The sequence below is a fragment of the Yoonia sp. 67-2 genome, assembly GCF_035117555.1.
In the GTDB taxonomy this organism is placed as follows: Bacteria; Pseudomonadota; Alphaproteobacteria; order Rhodobacterales; family Rhodobacteraceae; genus Yoonia.
The window spans coordinates 120,695-135,916 of the sequence record NZ_JAYKPK010000010.1 but is presented as its reverse complement, the minus strand read 5'-3'; the positions used below and the strand labels follow the sequence as shown (position 1 = coordinate 135,916).

At 57.9% G+C, this 15,222-nt stretch carries 29 protein-coding genes; 27 read left to right on the top strand and 2 right to left on the bottom strand.

The features are described 5' to 3' along the window. Positions 1 to 70 precede the first annotated feature (70 nt). Together VOY09_RS15705 and VOY09_RS15700 are read left to right on the top strand one after the other, a co-directional pair. The gene (locus VOY09_RS15705; protein WP_322895239.1) at positions 71 to 313 is read left to right on the top strand and encodes an accessory factor UbiK family protein; all 243 of its coding nucleotides are present in this window, start codon (positions 71 to 73) and stop codon (positions 311 to 313) included. 478 nt (positions 314 to 791) lie between these two features. Beyond that, a complete protein-coding gene (locus VOY09_RS15700) occupies positions 792 to 1,061 on the top strand; it encodes a hypothetical protein (protein ID WP_322895222.1) in 270 nt (89 codons plus the stop codon). Between the two features lie 39 nt (positions 1,062 to 1,100). On the opposite strand, the gene VOY09_RS15695 is transcribed toward VOY09_RS15700, so the two are convergent. Beyond that, the gene (locus VOY09_RS15695) at positions 1,101 to 2,132 is read right to left on the bottom strand and encodes a M42 family metallopeptidase (RefSeq protein WP_322895221.1); all 1,032 of its coding nucleotides are present in this window, start codon (positions 2,130 to 2,132) and stop codon (positions 1,101 to 1,103) included. A gap of 778 nt (positions 2,133 to 2,910) precedes the next feature. Here VOY09_RS15695 and VOY09_RS15690 point away from each other — a divergent pair. Then, positions 2,911 to 3,453, top strand: coding sequence for a hypothetical protein (locus VOY09_RS15690; RefSeq protein ID WP_322895220.1), 543 nt, complete (start codon positions 2,911 to 2,913; stop codon positions 3,451 to 3,453). Between the two features lie 22 nt (positions 3,454 to 3,475). Here the strand turns inward: VOY09_RS15690 and VOY09_RS15685 are convergent, their stop codons facing one another. Next, positions 3,476 to 4,180, bottom strand: a complete 705-nt coding sequence (locus tag VOY09_RS15685) for a S24 family peptidase (RefSeq protein WP_322895219.1) — start codon at positions 4,178 to 4,180, stop codon at positions 3,476 to 3,478. A gap of 85 nt (positions 4,181 to 4,265) precedes the next feature. Here VOY09_RS15685 and VOY09_RS15680 point away from each other — a divergent pair, with 85 nt between their 5' ends. From VOY09_RS15680 to VOY09_RS15565, 24 genes are all read left to right on the top strand, one after another. Then, complete coding sequence (locus VOY09_RS15680) at positions 4,266 to 4,508, top strand: hypothetical protein (RefSeq protein WP_322895218.1); 243 nt, start codon at positions 4,266 to 4,268, stop codon at positions 4,506 to 4,508. Further along, positions 4,505 to 4,729 carry a hypothetical protein gene (locus VOY09_RS15675; RefSeq protein WP_322895217.1) on the top strand — a complete coding sequence of 75 codons (225 nt, stop codon included), beginning with the start codon at positions 4,505 to 4,507 and terminating at the stop codon, positions 4,727 to 4,729. Before VOY09_RS15680 ends, VOY09_RS15675 begins: the two co-directional genes overlap by 4 nt. Before the next feature lie 26 nt (positions 4,730 to 4,755). Then, entirely contained in the window at positions 4,756 to 4,935 is a 180-nt protein-coding gene (locus VOY09_RS15670) for a hypothetical protein (RefSeq protein WP_322895216.1), read from the top strand. Then, complete coding sequence (locus VOY09_RS15665) at positions 4,935 to 5,075, top strand: hypothetical protein (RefSeq protein ID WP_322895215.1); 141 nt, start codon at positions 4,935 to 4,937, stop codon at positions 5,073 to 5,075. Before VOY09_RS15670 ends, VOY09_RS15665 begins: the two co-directional genes overlap by 1 nt. Then, entirely contained in the window at positions 5,072 to 5,326 is a 255-nt protein-coding gene (locus tag VOY09_RS15660; protein ID WP_322895214.1) for a hypothetical protein, read from the top strand. The genes VOY09_RS15665 and VOY09_RS15660 overlap by 4 nt, the downstream gene beginning before the upstream one ends. Continuing rightward, the gene (locus VOY09_RS15655) at positions 5,326 to 5,631 is read left to right on the top strand and encodes a hypothetical protein (protein ID WP_322895213.1); all 306 of its coding nucleotides are present in this window, start codon (positions 5,326 to 5,328) and stop codon (positions 5,629 to 5,631) included. Before VOY09_RS15660 ends, VOY09_RS15655 begins: the two co-directional genes overlap by 1 nt. 41 nt (positions 5,632 to 5,672) lie before the next feature. Beyond that, positions 5,673 to 5,882, top strand: a complete 210-nt coding sequence (locus VOY09_RS15650) for a hypothetical protein (protein ID WP_322895212.1) — start codon at positions 5,673 to 5,675, stop codon at positions 5,880 to 5,882. Next, entirely contained in the window at positions 5,882 to 6,121 is a 240-nt protein-coding gene (locus VOY09_RS15645; protein ID WP_322895211.1) for a helix-turn-helix domain-containing protein, read from the top strand. The genes VOY09_RS15650 and VOY09_RS15645 overlap by 1 nt, the downstream gene beginning before the upstream one ends. Further along, complete coding sequence (locus VOY09_RS15640; RefSeq protein ID WP_322895210.1) at positions 6,118 to 6,954, top strand: ParB/RepB/Spo0J family partition protein; 837 nt, start codon at positions 6,118 to 6,120, stop codon at positions 6,952 to 6,954. The genes VOY09_RS15645 and VOY09_RS15640 overlap by 4 nt, the downstream gene beginning before the upstream one ends. After that, a complete protein-coding gene (locus VOY09_RS15635) occupies positions 6,951 to 9,083 on the top strand; it encodes a transposase domain-containing protein (RefSeq protein WP_323811292.1) in 2,133 nt (710 codons plus the stop codon). Before VOY09_RS15640 ends, VOY09_RS15635 begins: the two co-directional genes overlap by 4 nt. A gap of 56 nt (positions 9,084 to 9,139) precedes the next feature. Next, complete coding sequence (locus VOY09_RS15630) at positions 9,140 to 9,880, top strand: ATP-binding protein (protein WP_322895208.1); 741 nt, start codon at positions 9,140 to 9,142, stop codon at positions 9,878 to 9,880. Continuing rightward, the gene (locus tag VOY09_RS15625; protein ID WP_322895207.1) at positions 9,880 to 10,431 is read left to right on the top strand and encodes a hypothetical protein; all 552 of its coding nucleotides are present in this window, start codon (positions 9,880 to 9,882) and stop codon (positions 10,429 to 10,431) included. Before VOY09_RS15630 ends, VOY09_RS15625 begins: the two co-directional genes overlap by 1 nt. After that, positions 10,428 to 10,796 carry a hypothetical protein gene (locus VOY09_RS15620; RefSeq protein ID WP_322895206.1) on the top strand — a complete coding sequence of 123 codons (369 nt, stop codon included), beginning with the start codon at positions 10,428 to 10,430 and terminating at the stop codon, positions 10,794 to 10,796. The genes VOY09_RS15625 and VOY09_RS15620 overlap by 4 nt, the downstream gene beginning before the upstream one ends. Further along, positions 10,793 to 11,011 carry a hypothetical protein gene (locus VOY09_RS15615; protein ID WP_322895205.1) on the top strand — a complete coding sequence of 73 codons (219 nt, stop codon included), beginning with the start codon at positions 10,793 to 10,795 and terminating at the stop codon, positions 11,009 to 11,011. Before VOY09_RS15620 ends, VOY09_RS15615 begins: the two co-directional genes overlap by 4 nt. Beyond that, entirely contained in the window at positions 11,008 to 11,301 is a 294-nt protein-coding gene (locus VOY09_RS15610; protein ID WP_322895204.1) for a hypothetical protein, read from the top strand. The genes VOY09_RS15615 and VOY09_RS15610 overlap by 4 nt, the downstream gene beginning before the upstream one ends. Next, complete coding sequence (locus VOY09_RS15605; protein ID WP_322895203.1) at positions 11,298 to 11,549, top strand: hypothetical protein; 252 nt, start codon at positions 11,298 to 11,300, stop codon at positions 11,547 to 11,549. The genes VOY09_RS15610 and VOY09_RS15605 overlap by 4 nt, the downstream gene beginning before the upstream one ends. After that, positions 11,546 to 12,196, top strand: a complete 651-nt coding sequence (locus VOY09_RS15600; protein ID WP_322895202.1) for a DUF3164 family protein — start codon at positions 11,546 to 11,548, stop codon at positions 12,194 to 12,196. The genes VOY09_RS15605 and VOY09_RS15600 overlap by 4 nt, the downstream gene beginning before the upstream one ends. A gap of 4 nt (positions 12,197 to 12,200) precedes the next feature. Continuing rightward, a complete protein-coding gene (locus tag VOY09_RS15595; RefSeq protein ID WP_322895201.1) occupies positions 12,201 to 12,617 on the top strand; it encodes a hypothetical protein in 417 nt (138 codons plus the stop codon). Positions 12,618 to 12,630: 13 nt separating this feature from the next. Further along, entirely contained in the window at positions 12,631 to 12,942 is a 312-nt protein-coding gene (locus VOY09_RS15590) for a hypothetical protein (protein WP_322895200.1), read from the top strand. Then, complete coding sequence (locus VOY09_RS15585) at positions 12,939 to 13,394, top strand: regulatory protein GemA (protein WP_322895199.1); 456 nt, start codon at positions 12,939 to 12,941, stop codon at positions 13,392 to 13,394. The genes VOY09_RS15590 and VOY09_RS15585 overlap by 4 nt, the downstream gene beginning before the upstream one ends. Beyond that, positions 13,391 to 13,627, top strand: coding sequence for a hypothetical protein (locus tag VOY09_RS15580; protein WP_322895198.1), 237 nt, complete (start codon positions 13,391 to 13,393; stop codon positions 13,625 to 13,627). Before VOY09_RS15585 ends, VOY09_RS15580 begins: the two co-directional genes overlap by 4 nt. Beyond that, positions 13,624 to 13,995 (top strand): helix-turn-helix domain-containing protein, encoded by a 372-nt coding sequence (locus tag VOY09_RS15575; RefSeq protein WP_322895197.1) that lies wholly within the window; start codon positions 13,624 to 13,626, stop codon positions 13,993 to 13,995. Before VOY09_RS15580 ends, VOY09_RS15575 begins: the two co-directional genes overlap by 4 nt. Positions 13,996 to 14,098: 103 nt before the next feature. Further along, entirely contained in the window at positions 14,099 to 14,974 is an 876-nt protein-coding gene (locus tag VOY09_RS15570; RefSeq protein WP_322895196.1) for an N-acetylmuramoyl-L-alanine amidase, read from the top strand. A gap of 35 nt (positions 14,975 to 15,009) precedes the next feature. Next, entirely contained in the window at positions 15,010 to 15,222 is a 213-nt protein-coding gene (locus VOY09_RS15565; RefSeq protein WP_322895195.1) for a hypothetical protein, read from the top strand.

Here is a 15,222-nt window from a genome sequence, read left to right as displayed (position 1 = left end):
CAAGCGGGCCAACACGCTTGTCTGGTTGCGCATCAGGCCCCATATAGAAGGCAACCAGATGGAGAGTACCATGCAGAACAAGAACAAGATCTTTGACGATCTCAGCCAGTTGATGACCAATGCCATGGGCGTCGCCCAAGGCGCACGCGATGAAGCACAGACCGCGATGAAATCGATGATGGATCGCTGGCTTGCGGATCGCGACTTTGTGACCCGCGAAGAATTCGATGCGGTACGCGCGATGGCCCAGAAAGCCCGCGAAGAAAACGAAGCACTGGCCGCCCGGATCGCTGCATTGGAATCAGCGAAGTAAAGTGGTGGTCGCTGTGTCCGGTGGCAAAACAGCGACTGTCGGAGAAAAATGTCGGAACGCGTGCAATTCCTGATTGATTATGTCGCGCGCCGTCCGATACCTGTCCTTTTGTAAATGTTTTACTACAGCCTTTCATGGTGATACCTCGGTTCTGCCATGATTAGAGCATGATTTATTTTTAGATCGACACCCAGATGAGTGATGTCGATTTTTGACACGAGTGAAGCCAGAGACTGGCGGGGGTAACGAGTATGTTGGATTTAGTGTTGATCACGTTGTTGATCTGCGTCGTCTTGGGCGGTTCGCGGGCTAAAAAACCGTCCGCGAACCACGCCAAGCGCCCCAATCGTGGCTTTGCATCCACTGTTTCCCGCCTTGATCAGGCGCATTAAACAAAAGCGTTCCCGCATATTGACCGCGTGGTATTATGTGCATACCGCTTGAGAGACGAAGAAAACGTTTCAAGTGCGGCTGTCATATGTTGGATTATAGCGCCTATATCAGCGCCTCTTTCGCAGGTCTTTTGTTATTCTGCATCGGGATCCTTGGCCTTTCTGGGATGCCCGTCGCGCTGAACCCTGCCATTACGGTCCTGCTTGAGCCGCTTGGCTGGGCGCATGTTTATGACACCGCCTATTATCTCGCATTTGTCTTTCTGGGCCTTTGGCTGGTGCTTTGTGTTTACACAAGGATCGCCGCGCTGCTTGCGCTGGCCTTGGTCATGATGAAATTTGTCATGTTTCACTAAGCTGTGGCGCGGGCATGGCTGGCATGCCCGCCACCCGCATCAAAATTCCGACAGATAGGCCACCAGAATATCCAGTGCCGCCTGCAGATCACCCTTATCGACCATTTCGGTCACGGTATGGATATAGCGTGTGCCAACCACGATCCCGACAGCGCGCGCGCCAGCAGCGGCTTGTTGCGCTGCGGCCCCGTCCTGGCCGCCTGCGGCCAGCATGGTGCGCTGATAGGGGATCTTCTTTTTGATCGCGAGCGCCTCGATCTCGCTGACCAGCGCTTTGTCGGCGATGAAAGACCCGTCGCGGATATGCAGACCGAAGCCTGCGCCTTGCGTCGTTGTCGCGTCTTTATCCGCGATGCCGGGCGTGTCGCAGGCCAAGGTCACGTCAATCCCCAGCCCGATATCAGGCTTGATCGCATAGGCTGCCGTGCGCGCACCGCGCAGACCGACCTCTTCCTGACAGGTAAAGGCAACATGAATTTCCGCGCCGCGGCCTTTTTTCGCCAGTTTGCGGATCGCCTCGATCCCCAGCCAGCAGGCGATGCGGTTATCCAGCGCCTTGGACACGACCTTATCGCCCATCTCAAGAAAGGGTTCATCCATCACCACGAAATCGCCGACCTTGACCTTGTCGCAAGCGGCCTTGCCCATGCCGAGATCGACAAAGAATTCGCTGACCTCGGGGACCTTTTTGCGGTCTTCGGGGGAGGAAATATGGATCGGCTTGCCGCCGGGGTTCATCACGCCTTTGAAATCACCATTGTCGGTGCAGACCAGCACCCGACGCGAAAACAGGTTGCGTGGATCAAACCCGCCGACCGGTTGCAGGTAAAGATAGCCCTCCTTGGTGATATGGCTGACCAGAAAGCCGATCTCATCCATGTGGCACAAGAGCATGATGCGCGGCGCGTCTTTCTTTTTCGCATCACGGCGACAGAGCAGTGACCCCATCGGGTCGGTCTTGACCTCATCGAACAGGCCTTTGATCTCTGATGTGATCAGGTCGCGGACGCGGTGTTCATTGCCCGGCACGCCAGGCATTTCGCAAAGTCGTTTCAGCAGGTCGATGTTCATGAAGTGCTCCTTTGTTGGTCACAATCTGTGCCGATGCGCCCCTGATGGCAATTGGGCTGTAAGTAAACAGTTGTTGTTGCAGTGCGGCCAGAATGTGGGAACATGCGGGAACACCCGATAACCAGCGAAAATTGACCATATAAATAAGGCGTGTGAGAGCGTGGACGATTGGAAGGCTCGGACAGGCGCGTTGTTTGCAGAGATTGCAAAAAAGGCACGGTTTGGGCGGATATCGACGCTGTGGCGCGTTTCACTTGGTGGCCAGCGATAGCTGATAGGTGATTGTTCAATAACCTTTTAAAATAGGGTTTAAAGGCGCAATGAATGCGTGGTCAGGCTAGAAATGGGTTTGAAAACATGCTTCCGAACTGGGCGGTTTTGCGCCCAGTTCGGCAAAAGCGTCCCACTTATCGATTAACGCAATAGAAACATGGGCATAGCATTCTGGTGTGGATCATTGCGCCGATCCGAACTGGGACGCTATTTTCGCCGATCTAGGCGGAACTTACCATCAAGCGTGACACACTACACTTTTTGGCCTAAACAGGCATAATCGAGGAAGTTGTACAGCGTGAGGGCTACATGGCAAAATGGACTGAAGCGCTAAATGATAATGAAAAACAGGATGTTGAGGCAATACGCGCCGCAAGAGAGCGACTAAAAGCACGTGATGCGGAATATACGGCGCGGATTAAGCGCATTATGAACCGCGCTATCCGGCGGATCAGGCGGTCTGAAGGTAAGCAGTAGATCGAACGTCAGAAACTGGAGATATCCTATGCAACTTAGAGCCGCAGCAATTGTCCTGTGCATCGTATCTGGTCCCGCCAAGGCGGAAATAGTTGATTATGCTGCGACGCCATCGTCTGAATTGATCGCAGAAATCAACTACCTCAATCAGATGGTCGTACAAGGCAGCCTGTCCCACGAGCGCCGGAACGATATGATGACTGGCATGGCGACACTGTCCGTCTGCGACGGCATGGATTACGATGAGGCGAACATGCGCTTTGCTCCGCTGATCACCGCCTTTGACGGACTTGCCGGGAACTCTGTGCCGGTCGAGATCCCGATGGCAAACTGGAACAACGCATCTCGCGCCGGATGTGATGCGGCCTCAGCAGAGGCTGTTTCGCGCCTGGAAGTCACTCTGCGCGACATCCGCCGTCAACTGATGGTAGGCAAGGCTTTGCTGGATCGTCAGATCGCATTGGACGACAGGCTTTTGGAAGACACCGCAGTTTCGCGCGAGATCAATCTCTCGATAGAGGAGATCAGTCAGCGAAGCGTATCGATCCCCACGGGCTCCCGTAATCCGTGAAAGCTGCAGATAAGTTGGAAATTTAGCGGACCGTATGTCCCCACCAGATCACCTTGCCGATGAACCGTAGCCTCTCATCCAACTCTTCCCCCATAAATATCTCGGGGTGATAATTGTATGCATTCTCGGAATACAGAATAAGGGTTATGTTGTCAGGTCGTTCGACCCATTTGACTCGGGTCTGGCCGTCGACGTCAACAACATAGATCGATGACCTCCGCATGCCGGGTTGGGTGCGAGGTGCGACAGGTGGGTTTCGGCGCTTCGTATCGATCAGCAACACGTCTCCGTCCGAAATCATCGGTACCATGCTGTCGCCCCGCGCGCGAAGCATGGCGGCGTCCTGAGGTGCGACGCCCTGACGCTTTAGCCAATCACGACGGAATACATAGTCTTGGACTACTGCGTGCGGATCGGCCTCTTCACCTGGCCCGGCTGAAGCTGAAACGTCGTGGTAGCTAACAGTGGCATAGTCTTCGCCACCGATAATCGTGTGGTGCACTGAATTGGTTTCCCGAGGGGGGCCGACGTAAAATTCCAACCCGAGAGCGGCGCAGATCTCTTTAACTCTACTTAGAGTTGGTCCGCTCTTTTTGCTACTTCGAAGCACATTGCGAATTGCATCAGGCGGTAATCCCGCTTCAACTTCAACAGCATAAGCCCTTTTCCCAAGGGCTTCTAACCGGTCTCTGACCGCATCTTCAAATGATTTTTCATCGCTCTTCATGATTCGGTGAACATACCGAATTACTGCCCTGTTGACTATCGGTAAAGATACCCTGTATGTATAAGGTAACGATACCGAGGGCGCTATGAACAAGCAAAAACTGATCACTCTGGCAGAGATGTATGCTGAACATACAGGACTGAAGTTATCGACGGTTTCGACCTATGCGACGAACGACGGAAAGTTCTTTGCGTCGTTGAAGTTGCAGTCAGATTGCACACTGCGCCGTGCGCAACGTGTTCTTTCTTGGTTCTCTCGTAACTGGCCAAATGACCTTGAGTGGCCAAGCGAAATTGATCGTCCTGACGCCAACGAGGCGGCAGCATGAGTGCCCCGCGTAATATGGCCTGGGTGCGTACGGGAATTTACACAGCTGTCGCAAATTTTGGTGAGATCGTTTTTACGATCTCGCCCGGTGGGCTAAGCCACTGGAGCTTAAAGCAGGATCCATATCTCGACGGCAAACCGCATGAAATTGCGTGGTCTAAATCGGTGGCCAAGCTCAAGGAAATTGCCAACATTTTTGCAGCATCGGAGCGACGCCCATGATCTGACGCAAGATCGACCTTGTCGACATGGCACGCGAGGCTTGCGCGGGCATGACGGAAGTGCAGCGCCTCGCCTTTGCGATCGAGCTGGTGAACGGCGCAGCACAGCGTGGCAGCGCCCCGCATTTGCGGCGGCTGGAGAGCTTGGCGCGCGACGCCCGGTCCTTAGTCGAAGGCGCTGACTTCGCACATGAGGAGCAGGCGTAATGTGGCGTTGGTTGAAAGAGGCTCCGTCACGGATCGAGGTGACATTGTTCGCCCTGATGATCGTCATCTGGTCCACTTATGGGGCAGTGCTTTACTGGGTGCGGCCGGTCGGTGCGACGTTGTTCTGGGTGCAGCCATGAGCGGCCTGTCGATCCCACCAGTGACGCCGGTCACTGCGTTTGATGATCTGCTAGATGCGCTAGGGCTGGTGCGAGTCTGGATCGATCAGGCGGGAAAAGTTGACGATCCGGCCGCGCAGGACCAGGCCCTTGATAATAGCGCTGCTCAGCTCGAGCGCGCCCTTGATGCCCATACGTGGCTCCTCGCGCATGGTGACGCGCTGGATGACCTGCGCGATGTCCTGACCTTTGTCTACGGGGAGGTCACCTGATGGCCGACAATATGCCGATCCTCTGGCAGAACTGCATTCTGCAGTACCAAACCGAGATAGCGCGAAAAGCGTGGATTTGGTTTGCCGCAACGCGCGGCGAAGGGATGCAGTTTGAGGCCGACAGTTTCGCGCGTGAAGTGGAGCTTCTTGTCTTGGCTCTGCGCCCGATGTTCGCTGCAGGAATGAGGGAGCACCGTGGGTCCGACGAGCAATGCGAAGATCTGCTCGGTTTCACGCTTGTGCGCCATGCAAACTTCCGCTTGGGCGGCAATGTACGCCCAACCTACATCGGGGGTGTGGCATGAGGTTGTGTGTCAAGCCGAACCAGTCAGACGGCTGGGACATCGTGGATATGAACACCAAGGAAGTGATCCGTGGCGGCTACGGCACCTACAAGGACGCCAACCGCATGATGGATCGGGTGGAAATCACCCCCATTGTCGAGACACAAACTCGCCCCTGCATCACCTGTGAAAAGCCCTTTGAGAGCGAGGGTAAGCATAACCGTATGTGCAAGTACTGCCGGGCACACGCCAATGACATGGGAATGATCTGATGCATGCCGCGACGCTCAATTCACCCCGTTTGCTGCGCTTGCTCAAGCTGCTGCGCGATGGCCGTCCGCATTCGACCCGCGACATTGCCCGCCGCACAGGCGTGCTGGCGATCAGCGCCTGCGTCGCCGAGCTGCGCCAGCACGGTGCCGACATCATCTGCGAGCGCAAGCCGGTGACCGAGAAGGGCGAGCAGAAGCACATCTGGAATTACACCATGCTGGAAGGACCGAAAGAATGAGCCGCGCAAAACTGGTCCCCAGCATCACCGAACTGGCACTGGCTGATATCCATATCACGGATGACCGGTTGCGGCCTGTGGACATCACCTCGGTTGAGGTGATCGCACATTCCATCGAAGAGCATGGCTTGCTTTACCCGCTGACCGTCCGGAGGATGCCTAAAGGACGCTTCGAGCTCGTGGATGGTGGGCATCGGTTCGCGGCATTGCTTGGCCTGAACCATAAGATGGCACCGGTGCGCTGCTATGAAGGGCCAGCGCCATCAATTCGCATGATTGAGATCGACGCGAACCTTGCGCGGGCTGACCTATCTGATCTTGATCGTGCTATTCACCTTGCATCCCGTCGCAAGGAGTATCTTGCTGAGCACCCTGAAACAGCCCAAGGCAAAGCAGGTGCAGCGGCTAGGTGGAATGATCCGGCAGAGTTGCCGTTGCATTCGTTCGCAAAGATGACTGCGGAACAGACTGGGCTGAATGAACGCAAAATTCGTCGCTATATTGAGGCCGGTGCCGAGCTTGATAAAGTGCTGGCTGAAAAGCTGAGATCGGCACCAACCCGGGTCACATTGAATGATCTGCTGGCCTTCGCCAAGGCCGAGCCAAAGCTACGGGCACCAGCCATCGCGCGGTTTGCATCGGGTGACGTTAAGAAGATCGCTCATGCGCTCAAAACCGTTAGTTCGACCGCAGTTAAAGACCCCGTTGAAAGGGCGTTTAAACGCCTGAAGGAGGCATGGGACCGCGCCCCGAAATCAGCGCGCAAGCGGTTCATGTCGCATGAGGCATCTGAAATTTACGAATTTCTGGTCGCGGAGGGCATGCTCAAGTGACCACAGCCCCGCAACAGGAATGGTGGAGCGCGGCTGAGATCGCCGAGGCTGAACTGCCGGATATGCCGACAACCAAGCGTCGGGTGAACGATCTGGCGGCGCGTCTGGCATGGTCCGACCATCCGGATGTCGCACGCCGTCGCACGGGCCGTGGTGGCGGCTGGGAATACCACTGGACGCTGTTCCCGCACCGCGCACAGGCGTTGCTGCTGTCGCGCGCCAAGGCCGCGCCGATCCCTGATGCGCGTCCAGATCGGGACGAGGCGTGGACCTGGTATGAAACCCTGCCTGCTGGTCCGAAGGCCAAGGCAGAGAAGCGCCTGATGATCATCCAGAAGGTCGCGGCATTCGAGGCCGGTGGATCCACGCGCAACATGGCGGTCTGCGATGTAGCCCGCATGGAAGGTGTCGCGCCGCGCACGATCTGGAACTGGCTCGACATGGTCAGCGGCATTCGCGCCGATGACCGGCTGCCGTATTTGGCACCGCGCAATCAGACCGGACGCCGCTCACCGCGCGCCACCGAGATCGATCCCCAGTTCCTGGACTTGATCAAAGCGGATTACCTGCGTCTGGAAGAGCCGACGCTGCGGTCCTGTTATGACCGCACAGTGCGCATAGCCAAGGCACAGGGTATCGAGATTACCCCGCTCCATACAGTGTCGCGCTGGATCAAACGTACAGTGTCACCAACGGCCCTGGTCTATGCCCGGAAAGGGTATGAGGCGCTCAAGCGGATGCGCCCCGCCCAGACCCGTGACAAGACGGCCATGCATGCCCTTGAGGGCGTCAACGGCGACTTTCACCGCTTCGACGTTTTCGTGCGCTTTCCGGCCAGTGCTGACGGTCAGCCTGAGGAAATCGCCCGCGTTCAGATGTGCGCCTTCCAGGACATTCATTCGGGCATGATCCTGTCCTACCGGTTAGACCGCACACCGAACAGCCACTGCGTCCAGCTCACCCTCGGTGAGATGATCGAGCGCTGGGGCATCCCCGAGCATGTGCTCCTGGACAACGGGCGCGAGTTCGCCGCAAAGCTGATTACCGGCGGCAGCAAGACGCGGTACCGCTTCAAGGTCAAAGAGGATGATCCATCCGGTCTGCTGACCAGCCTCGGCTGCGAAATCCATTGGGCACTGCCCTATAGTGGCCAGTCCAAACCAATCGAGCGCGCATTCCGCGATATGTGTGATCGCGTGGCCAAGCACCCCGCTTTTGCGGGTGCCTATACGGGCAACAGCCCTGATGCCAAGCCTGAGAACTATGGCAACGCAGCGGTGCCGCTGGCGGTGTTCCAGAAGATCCTCGATGAGGAGATCAAGGACCACAATGAACGCGGTGATCGCCGCTCTGAGGTCGCCTATGGGCGCAGCTTCGCGGATGTTTTCCGCGAGAGCTATGCCAACGCCCCGATCCGCAAGGCGACAGCGGCACAGCGCCGCCTGTGGCTGATGGGTGCAGAGGGTATCCGTGCCAACAGCACCACCGGCCAGATCAATTTCATGGGCAACCGCTACTGGGCCGACTGGATGGCCGACATCGCCGGACAGAAGGTGGTCGCACGTTTTGATCGTCAGGCGCTCTGGGACGGTATCCACATCTACAGCAGCTCGGATGCCTACCTTGGTTTCGCCCCGTGCCAAGTCAAAGCCGGGTTCTTCGATATGGAGGACGCCCGCGCCACCGCCAAAGCCAAGAAAGCATGGGTCAAAACGCAAAAGGCAGAGCTGGCAGCTTATCGCAAGCTGACGGTGCGCGATGTGGCCGACGCGCTTGAGGCGGCGACACCGCAGGCACCTGCAGAGCCGGTCGCTGCCAAGGTCGTGCGCCCGCTGTTTGATGCTCCCAAGACGCCCGTGGCGGAACAGCCAAGCGACAAGGTCACTGCGATCCAGTCGGCCATGGTCGCCGATCTGGATGCCGCACGCACATCGCGGCTGGCCAAGAGTGAAGAAGCTGATGGCCGTGACACGTTTGTGCGCGCCCGTGAACTTGAGCAGCTGCAGGCCTCTGGCGGGCATCTGACGAAACAACAGCAGGTCTGGCTGGCTGGGTATCAGACCACAGCTGAATACCGGACCTGGTCGAGCATGGTCGAGGATTTCGGGGAAGACGTCCTTGCCAAGTAGAACCGCCGCCGAGCTGGAACTCGAGCGGCGGGCATTAAACAAAAGGTGGATTTTGAATGACACATGAACAACCGATTTACAATAGCGTGGCACCTCTGCGGAACGTGGCGTCGCTTGTCGAACTGGTGGACCGGGTCAAACACCGCGCACACAATCTGCCCGGAATGGCCACGTTCTTTGGCCCCAGCGGTTTCGGCAAAACCTTTGCCGCGATCCATGCCACCAACAAGTTCCAGGCGATTTCCGTGCAGGTCAAATCGACCTGGACAAAAAAGAAGCTTTGCCAGGCAATCCTGACCGAGATCGGCATGCCACACCGCACCACTGTGAGCGACATGGTCGATGACATCAGCCAGCACATGGCCGTGCATGATCAGCCGCTGCTGATCGACGAGGCTGATTTCCTGGTGCAGCGCAAGATGATCGAGATTGTGCGTGACATCCACGAAGGGTCTGGCGCGCCGGTCATTTTGATCGGTGAAGAGTTGCTGCCGCAAAAGCTGCGCGAATGGGAACGGGTCCATGGGCGCATGCTGGACTGGGTCGCCGCAGAACCCGGCAACATGAGCGATGTAAAACATCTGGCCCGCCTTTATGTGCCTCAGGTCGAAATCGCACCGGAGGTACTGGATGCTTTGCTGCGCGCCTCGCACGGATCGATCCGCCGGATCCGCGTCAACCTCGATCACATTCTCGAGCTTTCCAAAAAGCAGGGCTTGCAGCGCGTCGGTGTCGAGGATTGGGGGCGCAAAGCCTTCTTTACCGGCAACGCACCCATGCCACGGAAGGCAGTCTGATGGCAAAAGCACGTTACAGCGCCACAATGGAACAGCTCTGCCGGAACAAGGCTGCTGCCATGCCATCGTTCAGCTATTTTGATCTGGGGCCGAACCCGAAAACCGTCACGAAAGTTGTGAAGGATTGGGAGGCCAAAGGTCTGGTTGAATGCCTGGGAAAAGGGACAAAGAACCGGCTGCGCTATCAACTGACCCGTCTGGGCAGGGCGCAATTCACGGTCGCCCAAAAGCGCTCGGTTCAGACACCTGACGGCAATATGTGGACGGCCATGCGTCAGTTGCAGGTGTTCACGCCGGTCGATATCGCCGTCAACGCCACGACTGACGAGGTGGCGGTGTCCGTCGAGGACGCCCGAACATTCTGCCGGTTTTTGGCCAAGGGTGATGAACCCTATCTGCGGGTCAAGCAGACTGCCATCCCGGGCAAGCGCGAAGCGGCCTATCAGCTGATCCGCAACACCGGCCCCAAAGCCCCGCGCGAATGCCGGATCCGGGCGACCTATGACGCCAACCTCGGGACCTTCACCCATATTCCGGAGCCGCAGCAATGAGTGGCCCATTTGAAATCGCCGTCGAGGCATGGGGCCATGACATGCCCGAATGGGTCAATGTACTGGCCAAGGCCTGTGCCGCCTCATCGCAGAGCAAGGTCGCAAAGCGCCTTGGCTATGCTGCTGCCGTCGTCAGTCAGATCTTGCGCAACAAGTATGCGGGCAAGGTCGACAATGTGCGCGCCCGCGTCGAGGGCGTGCTGATGGGTGCCACCCTCGAATGCCCGGCGCTGGGGTTGCTGCCCCTGCATGAATGCCAGGACTGGCGCAAGAAAGCGAAGGTGTTTTCGAACGCCAATCACCAGCGCGTGGTCATGTACCGCGCCTGCAGCAACTGCCCCAACAATGTAACGGAGGGATCATGATGTGCGAACGCTTTACCCACGCGGAGGTCATCAATCTTGCCGCCAGCGCGGTCACCAAGGTCGACCTGCTCGGCGCGCGGGGTGCTACGCTGTGCAGCCAGGATGAAATCGTGGCCATGGCCGGGCTGATCGCAAGCTCTCGCCTGCTGCCGCCGATCCCCGAGCGTGTTGCCCCGCCAAACCCCAACCTGACACCGAAAGGAACCAAGCTATGACCTTTACTGCTGAGCGCATCGCGCATTGTCAGGCGGCTATGTCCAAACCGGCTCCGCGACAGGCACTAGCTTTTTTGGCGTCTGGGCGGGCTACCGTCGAGATCGATCAGGCCGGCTACATACTTATCGATACCGTCGATGGACAGTCACTGCGCGACAATGGCCGCAAGATGGGCCTTTCGGGTGCATGGCCGCTGTTGGCAGCCGGCATGGTCGATCAGTCCGGATGCGTGACGGATGCTGGTCGCGAATTGCTTCAAGAAATCGGCAACGAAGGAACCAAGCTATGACACCTAGCGGTCTGACCGATGAACATTATGACCTCCTGAAAAGAGTCATGAATGAGGATCTCGGTTTGCTGCGTGGGATCCATGTGAGCAACCGAACGTGCATCGATTTTGCTGTCTGCTTTGACCTCGTCTGGCTCGGTCTCATGAAGCGTCTTGATCGGCCATCTTGGGTCGGCCCTTACGATCACGTTTTCCAAGTCACCCCAGACGGTCGCGATGCCGTCGCAAACTCCGGAGAAATTCAATGAACAAGCAAGCCCCCTTCATCATGACCGACGGCCGCGAAGAACATGGCGGCAAGATCTACATGCGCAACGCTAAAGGCGGTCTGGACCCTATCGAGAACATCAAGCCGCAGCATCTGCTGGAAGATGAAACCGTGCGCACGATCATCGGGCATGCGGTACCTCTTTCTGATCAGGTCACCCGGTTCAAGCAGCACACCTTCGACGATATCGGGGCCTACGAGGCGCTGCTGGCACAGGAATACAACGCGACCGTCGGCGGAAAGAAGGGCAACAAGACGCTGATGACGGTGGACGGCCTGTTCAAGATTTCTGTGCAGGTGTCCGATTACATCGACTTCGGGCCGGAGCTGCAGGTTGCCAAGAACCTGCTCGATGAATGCCTGAACGAATGGGCTGCATACGCTGGACCGGAACTGCGCGGCATCGTCACCAACGCGTTCAACACCGACAAGGAAGGCAAGATCAACCGGTCGGAAATCTTCATGCTCCTGCGCCAGAACATCGAAGACCCCCGCTGGGTGCGCGCGATGGAAGCAGTGCGCGATGCTATGCGTGTCGTCGGGTCAAAGACCTATGTGCGCTGCTATCGGCGCGACCGGCATGATGCGCCCTGGCAGCCGATCACCATCGATCTGGCGAAGGCTTAGGGCGATGGTGGCGTATTCCTACAAAAAGGTCTTTGCCCCGCTGATCGCGGTAGGGCTGAAGACCCAGACGATCCGGGCCGCGCGCCGCCGTCACGCGCGCCCCGGCGAGATGATCCAGCATTACACAGGTCTGCGGACAAAGGCTGCGCAGAAGATCTGTAGCGATACGCTCTGTCTTCGCGTCGATCCAGTGATCCTGCGCTTTTCGCCCGCACTTGGTGGCGCACTTGTTCTGCTCACAAGCGTCGAGGTTGCTGGTGTCGCCGTAGAGGACGTCAACCACTTTGCAAAGCTCGACGGCTTTGAAGGTCGCCGAGAGATGTCGGCATTCTGGGTGAAAAATCACGGGGCGATGGAACTGTTTGAAGGTGTCCTGATCGCGTGGGAACCGCCGCAAGGTCCAATCGCAATCGTAGCCTGAAAGGAAGCACAAGATGTCTGATCAAATTGCACTCCTCGAAATTCCGATCTGCGATGTGACGCAGCGGACCAGTTCCGCATTGGTCACCAAAATCGGTGAAGGTGAAGTGATGGGCCAACCGGCGAAGCTGTTCATCACCAGCCATTGCCACAGGCTGGAGGTCTGGTCAGTCGGGCGCATCTATTCGATCGAGATCGCCGATCTGTTCGGCCTTGCGGCAAAAGCGATTGAAGCCGACCTGCTTGCGAAATGCGCAGCCCGAGCGCTGGCCGTCCACGGTGTGCCAGATCCTGATGCGGTCGCCTCCAGGGTCGATCCATCATGAACCGGTCCCTGCAGCGCATGATCCATGTGGGATGTCGGCAGCTGGGCCTTGATGTCCAGGCGCGCCGCGATCTGCAGGTCGTGGTCTGCGGCAAGACCAGCATGGCCGACATGACCGAGGCTGAGTTGACCACCATGCTCGACCGGCTCAAAGCCGACGGTTTCCAGCCTACGACGAAATCGGCAAACCGCCGCGCTGCGGCTACCCGTGGCGATCTGCGGCTCATCCATGTGCTGTGGCGCAAGCTGGGCGACGCCGGCGCTCTGGAGCGACCTGACCGGGCGGGGCTGAACACGTTCATCCGGGCGAACTTTGAACGCAGCTGGGGATCCGTCCCCGCTGACGTCGACATGATGCGCGACCACGAAAAAATCGCCGCCGTCATCAAGGCGCTGAGCGACTGGGGCAAGCGGGTGTCGATCGACTTTGACTGGGGAGCGCACAAGAAATGAAGCAAGAGCCGATCACGATCACCGATCACGCCGTCATCCGCTATCTCGAGCGGGTGCAGGGCCACGACATCGTTGCCATCCGCAAAGAGATCGCGCGGATCGCCGCGACGGCGGATCAGCATGACACCTGCCTTGCCGTCACATCCAACGGATTTCGGTATGTGCTGCGCGGGCGGTCTGTCGTCACGGTCGTGCCGATTGGCTTCGCGCCGAAACACGGCGACGCGCCGTGAGCAAAGAGATCCAGACACCTGCACAGGTCTCACCGTACGTCCATGTGCTCGGCGTCGATCAGGCTATCGAATTTCTTATGACTTTTGGCGGCTCCGAGCTTTACCTGTCGCCTAACCCGCGCGGCAACTCGCGTCTGTGTCAGCTGGTCGGCCAGGACAAAGCCGCGGCATTGGGGCGTGCCTGCGCAGGCATGCCAAAACGCATTCCCACATCCAAACCGTGGATCGCAAAGGTGTGGCGATCAAAAGGCTTGCCCGTGGCCGAAATTGCCCGCAGATTGCATGTCAGCGATGTGGCCGTACGCGGCTGGATCAAGGGCACGGACACCAAGCCGCGCGGCGATGATCGGCAATTGCCGCTCTTCTGAAGACACCCCGCAAACCGTTGCGGGCGTATCGCATCTGATAAATTCCCCATGATGACCCCAAGTGTCGCGCGCCTTGCGCGCCGTTGATTTGCCGGGGTTCGCCATGAGATTTGCCAATCACAAAGCCAAAGGCATTCCGTTTAACAGCGCCCGCTGGATCGGGCCTGTGATCGCGCCGACTGTTGTCGTGATCCATGACACCGCCAGCCGGTTGGAGCCGGGCAATGCGGCACGTTATCTGCAGGACAACGATGCGAAGGTGTCGGTGCATTTCGTGCTGGAGCGTGACGGCAAGGTTGTGCAGCAGGTCCCGACAAACCGGCGCGCCAACCATGCGGGTAAATCCACTTTTCACGGCACAGACAACGTCAACGGTTTCTCGATTGGCATTGAATTGGTCAATGTCGGCCGCATGACCGGTAGTCCTGATGCGGCGCATGCGGTGACATGGTTCAAAGAGCGCTTTGATACGGGTCAACCTGATATCGAATATGTCTCAACGCCTGAGCACGGCACCGCATGGTGGCAGGATTACACCCCCGAACAGATCGCGGCGCTGATTGACCTGCTGAGCGGACTTTTCGGATACGTGAAGTCGCTCAAGTACATCACAACGCATTGGTACATCTCGCCCGGTCGTAAGACCGACACCAATCCGCTGTTCCCGCTGGCATCGGTCTGTGCCCGGGTCTTGGGTCGGGAGGATGTTGCCTCTGATGAGGCCGACTGTGCGTCTGACGCCGTGCCCGAAATTGAACATGTCGCGATTGATGTGCCCTCAAGCACGCTCAACATGCGCCGGGAGCCATATTTGCATAATCCCAACGTCATCACGGCGATCCCGGACGGGGTGCTGGTGCCTGTGCTGCGCCAGGGCGCTTTCGCAGGTCGCGAATGGCTCAAGGTTTTCTATGCCGGTCAGGAGGGCTGGATCGTTGCGAGCCACACCGCACCGGTCACGTTTTCAACCGCCGCGTAATGCGGCTTTAAATCACCCGTGAAAGGGGTTCCACAATGTTTGATCTGACACCAAAACACGCCCTTAAATCCAAAGCCATCTGGGGCGGTGTCGTCGCCGTAGGCGGCGGCGTCGCTGGCTTCTTCGGCTATTCGATGTCGCCGGAAGATACGGTACAGCTGCCCGTGCTGCTGGCCAGCATCGCGTCCAGCGTCGGTGGAGTGCTGGCCATCTTTGGGCGGATCAAAGCCGACCGCAAAATCGGCTGA

What these genes read in the sequence shown, in the direction of transcription:
- VOY09_RS15705 (WP_322895239.1), top strand. Translation starts at nt 71, where the DNA reads ATGCAGAACAAGAACAAGATCTTTGACGATCTCAGCCAGTTGATGACC.
- VOY09_RS15700 (WP_322895222.1), top strand. Translation starts at nt 792, where the DNA reads ATGTTGGATTATAGCGCCTATATCAGCGCCTCTTTCGCAGGTCTTTTG.
- VOY09_RS15695 (WP_322895221.1), bottom strand. Translation starts at nt 2,132, where the DNA reads ATGAACATCGACCTGCTGAAACGACTTTGCGAAATGCCTGGCGTGCCG.
- VOY09_RS15690 (WP_322895220.1), top strand. Translation starts at nt 2,911, where the DNA reads ATGCAACTTAGAGCCGCAGCAATTGTCCTGTGCATCGTATCTGGTCCC.
- VOY09_RS15685 (WP_322895219.1), bottom strand. Translation starts at nt 4,180, where the DNA reads ATGAAGAGCGATGAAAAATCATTTGAAGATGCGGTCAGAGACCGGTTA.
- VOY09_RS15680 (WP_322895218.1), top strand. Translation starts at nt 4,266, where the DNA reads ATGAACAAGCAAAAACTGATCACTCTGGCAGAGATGTATGCTGAACAT.
- VOY09_RS15675 (WP_322895217.1), top strand. Translation starts at nt 4,505, where the DNA reads ATGAGTGCCCCGCGTAATATGGCCTGGGTGCGTACGGGAATTTACACA.
- VOY09_RS15670 (WP_322895216.1), top strand. Translation starts at nt 4,756, where the DNA reads ATGGCACGCGAGGCTTGCGCGGGCATGACGGAAGTGCAGCGCCTCGCC.
- VOY09_RS15665 (WP_322895215.1), top strand. Translation starts at nt 4,935, where the DNA reads ATGTGGCGTTGGTTGAAAGAGGCTCCGTCACGGATCGAGGTGACATTG.
- VOY09_RS15660 (WP_322895214.1), top strand. Translation starts at nt 5,072, where the DNA reads ATGAGCGGCCTGTCGATCCCACCAGTGACGCCGGTCACTGCGTTTGAT.
- VOY09_RS15655 (WP_322895213.1), top strand. Translation starts at nt 5,326, where the DNA reads ATGGCCGACAATATGCCGATCCTCTGGCAGAACTGCATTCTGCAGTAC.
- VOY09_RS15645 (WP_322895211.1), top strand. Translation starts at nt 5,882, where the DNA reads ATGCATGCCGCGACGCTCAATTCACCCCGTTTGCTGCGCTTGCTCAAG.
- VOY09_RS15640 (WP_322895210.1), top strand. Translation starts at nt 6,118, where the DNA reads ATGAGCCGCGCAAAACTGGTCCCCAGCATCACCGAACTGGCACTGGCT.
- VOY09_RS15630 (WP_322895208.1), top strand. Translation starts at nt 9,140, where the DNA reads ATGACACATGAACAACCGATTTACAATAGCGTGGCACCTCTGCGGAAC.
- VOY09_RS15625 (WP_322895207.1), top strand. Translation starts at nt 9,880, where the DNA reads ATGGCAAAAGCACGTTACAGCGCCACAATGGAACAGCTCTGCCGGAAC.
- VOY09_RS15620 (WP_322895206.1), top strand. Translation starts at nt 10,428, where the DNA reads ATGAGTGGCCCATTTGAAATCGCCGTCGAGGCATGGGGCCATGACATG.
- VOY09_RS15615 (WP_322895205.1), top strand. Translation starts at nt 10,793, where the DNA reads ATGATGTGCGAACGCTTTACCCACGCGGAGGTCATCAATCTTGCCGCC.
- VOY09_RS15610 (WP_322895204.1), top strand. Translation starts at nt 11,008, where the DNA reads ATGACCTTTACTGCTGAGCGCATCGCGCATTGTCAGGCGGCTATGTCC.
- VOY09_RS15605 (WP_322895203.1), top strand. Translation starts at nt 11,298, where the DNA reads ATGACACCTAGCGGTCTGACCGATGAACATTATGACCTCCTGAAAAGA.
- VOY09_RS15600 (WP_322895202.1), top strand. Translation starts at nt 11,546, where the DNA reads ATGAACAAGCAAGCCCCCTTCATCATGACCGACGGCCGCGAAGAACAT.
- VOY09_RS15595 (WP_322895201.1), top strand. Translation starts at nt 12,201, where the DNA reads ATGGTGGCGTATTCCTACAAAAAGGTCTTTGCCCCGCTGATCGCGGTA.
- VOY09_RS15590 (WP_322895200.1), top strand. Translation starts at nt 12,631, where the DNA reads ATGTCTGATCAAATTGCACTCCTCGAAATTCCGATCTGCGATGTGACG.
- VOY09_RS15585 (WP_322895199.1), top strand. Translation starts at nt 12,939, where the DNA reads ATGAACCGGTCCCTGCAGCGCATGATCCATGTGGGATGTCGGCAGCTG.
- VOY09_RS15580 (WP_322895198.1), top strand. Translation starts at nt 13,391, where the DNA reads ATGAAGCAAGAGCCGATCACGATCACCGATCACGCCGTCATCCGCTAT.
- VOY09_RS15570 (WP_322895196.1), top strand. Translation starts at nt 14,099, where the DNA reads ATGAGATTTGCCAATCACAAAGCCAAAGGCATTCCGTTTAACAGCGCC.
- VOY09_RS15565 (WP_322895195.1), top strand. Translation starts at nt 15,010, where the DNA reads ATGTTTGATCTGACACCAAAACACGCCCTTAAATCCAAAGCCATCTGG.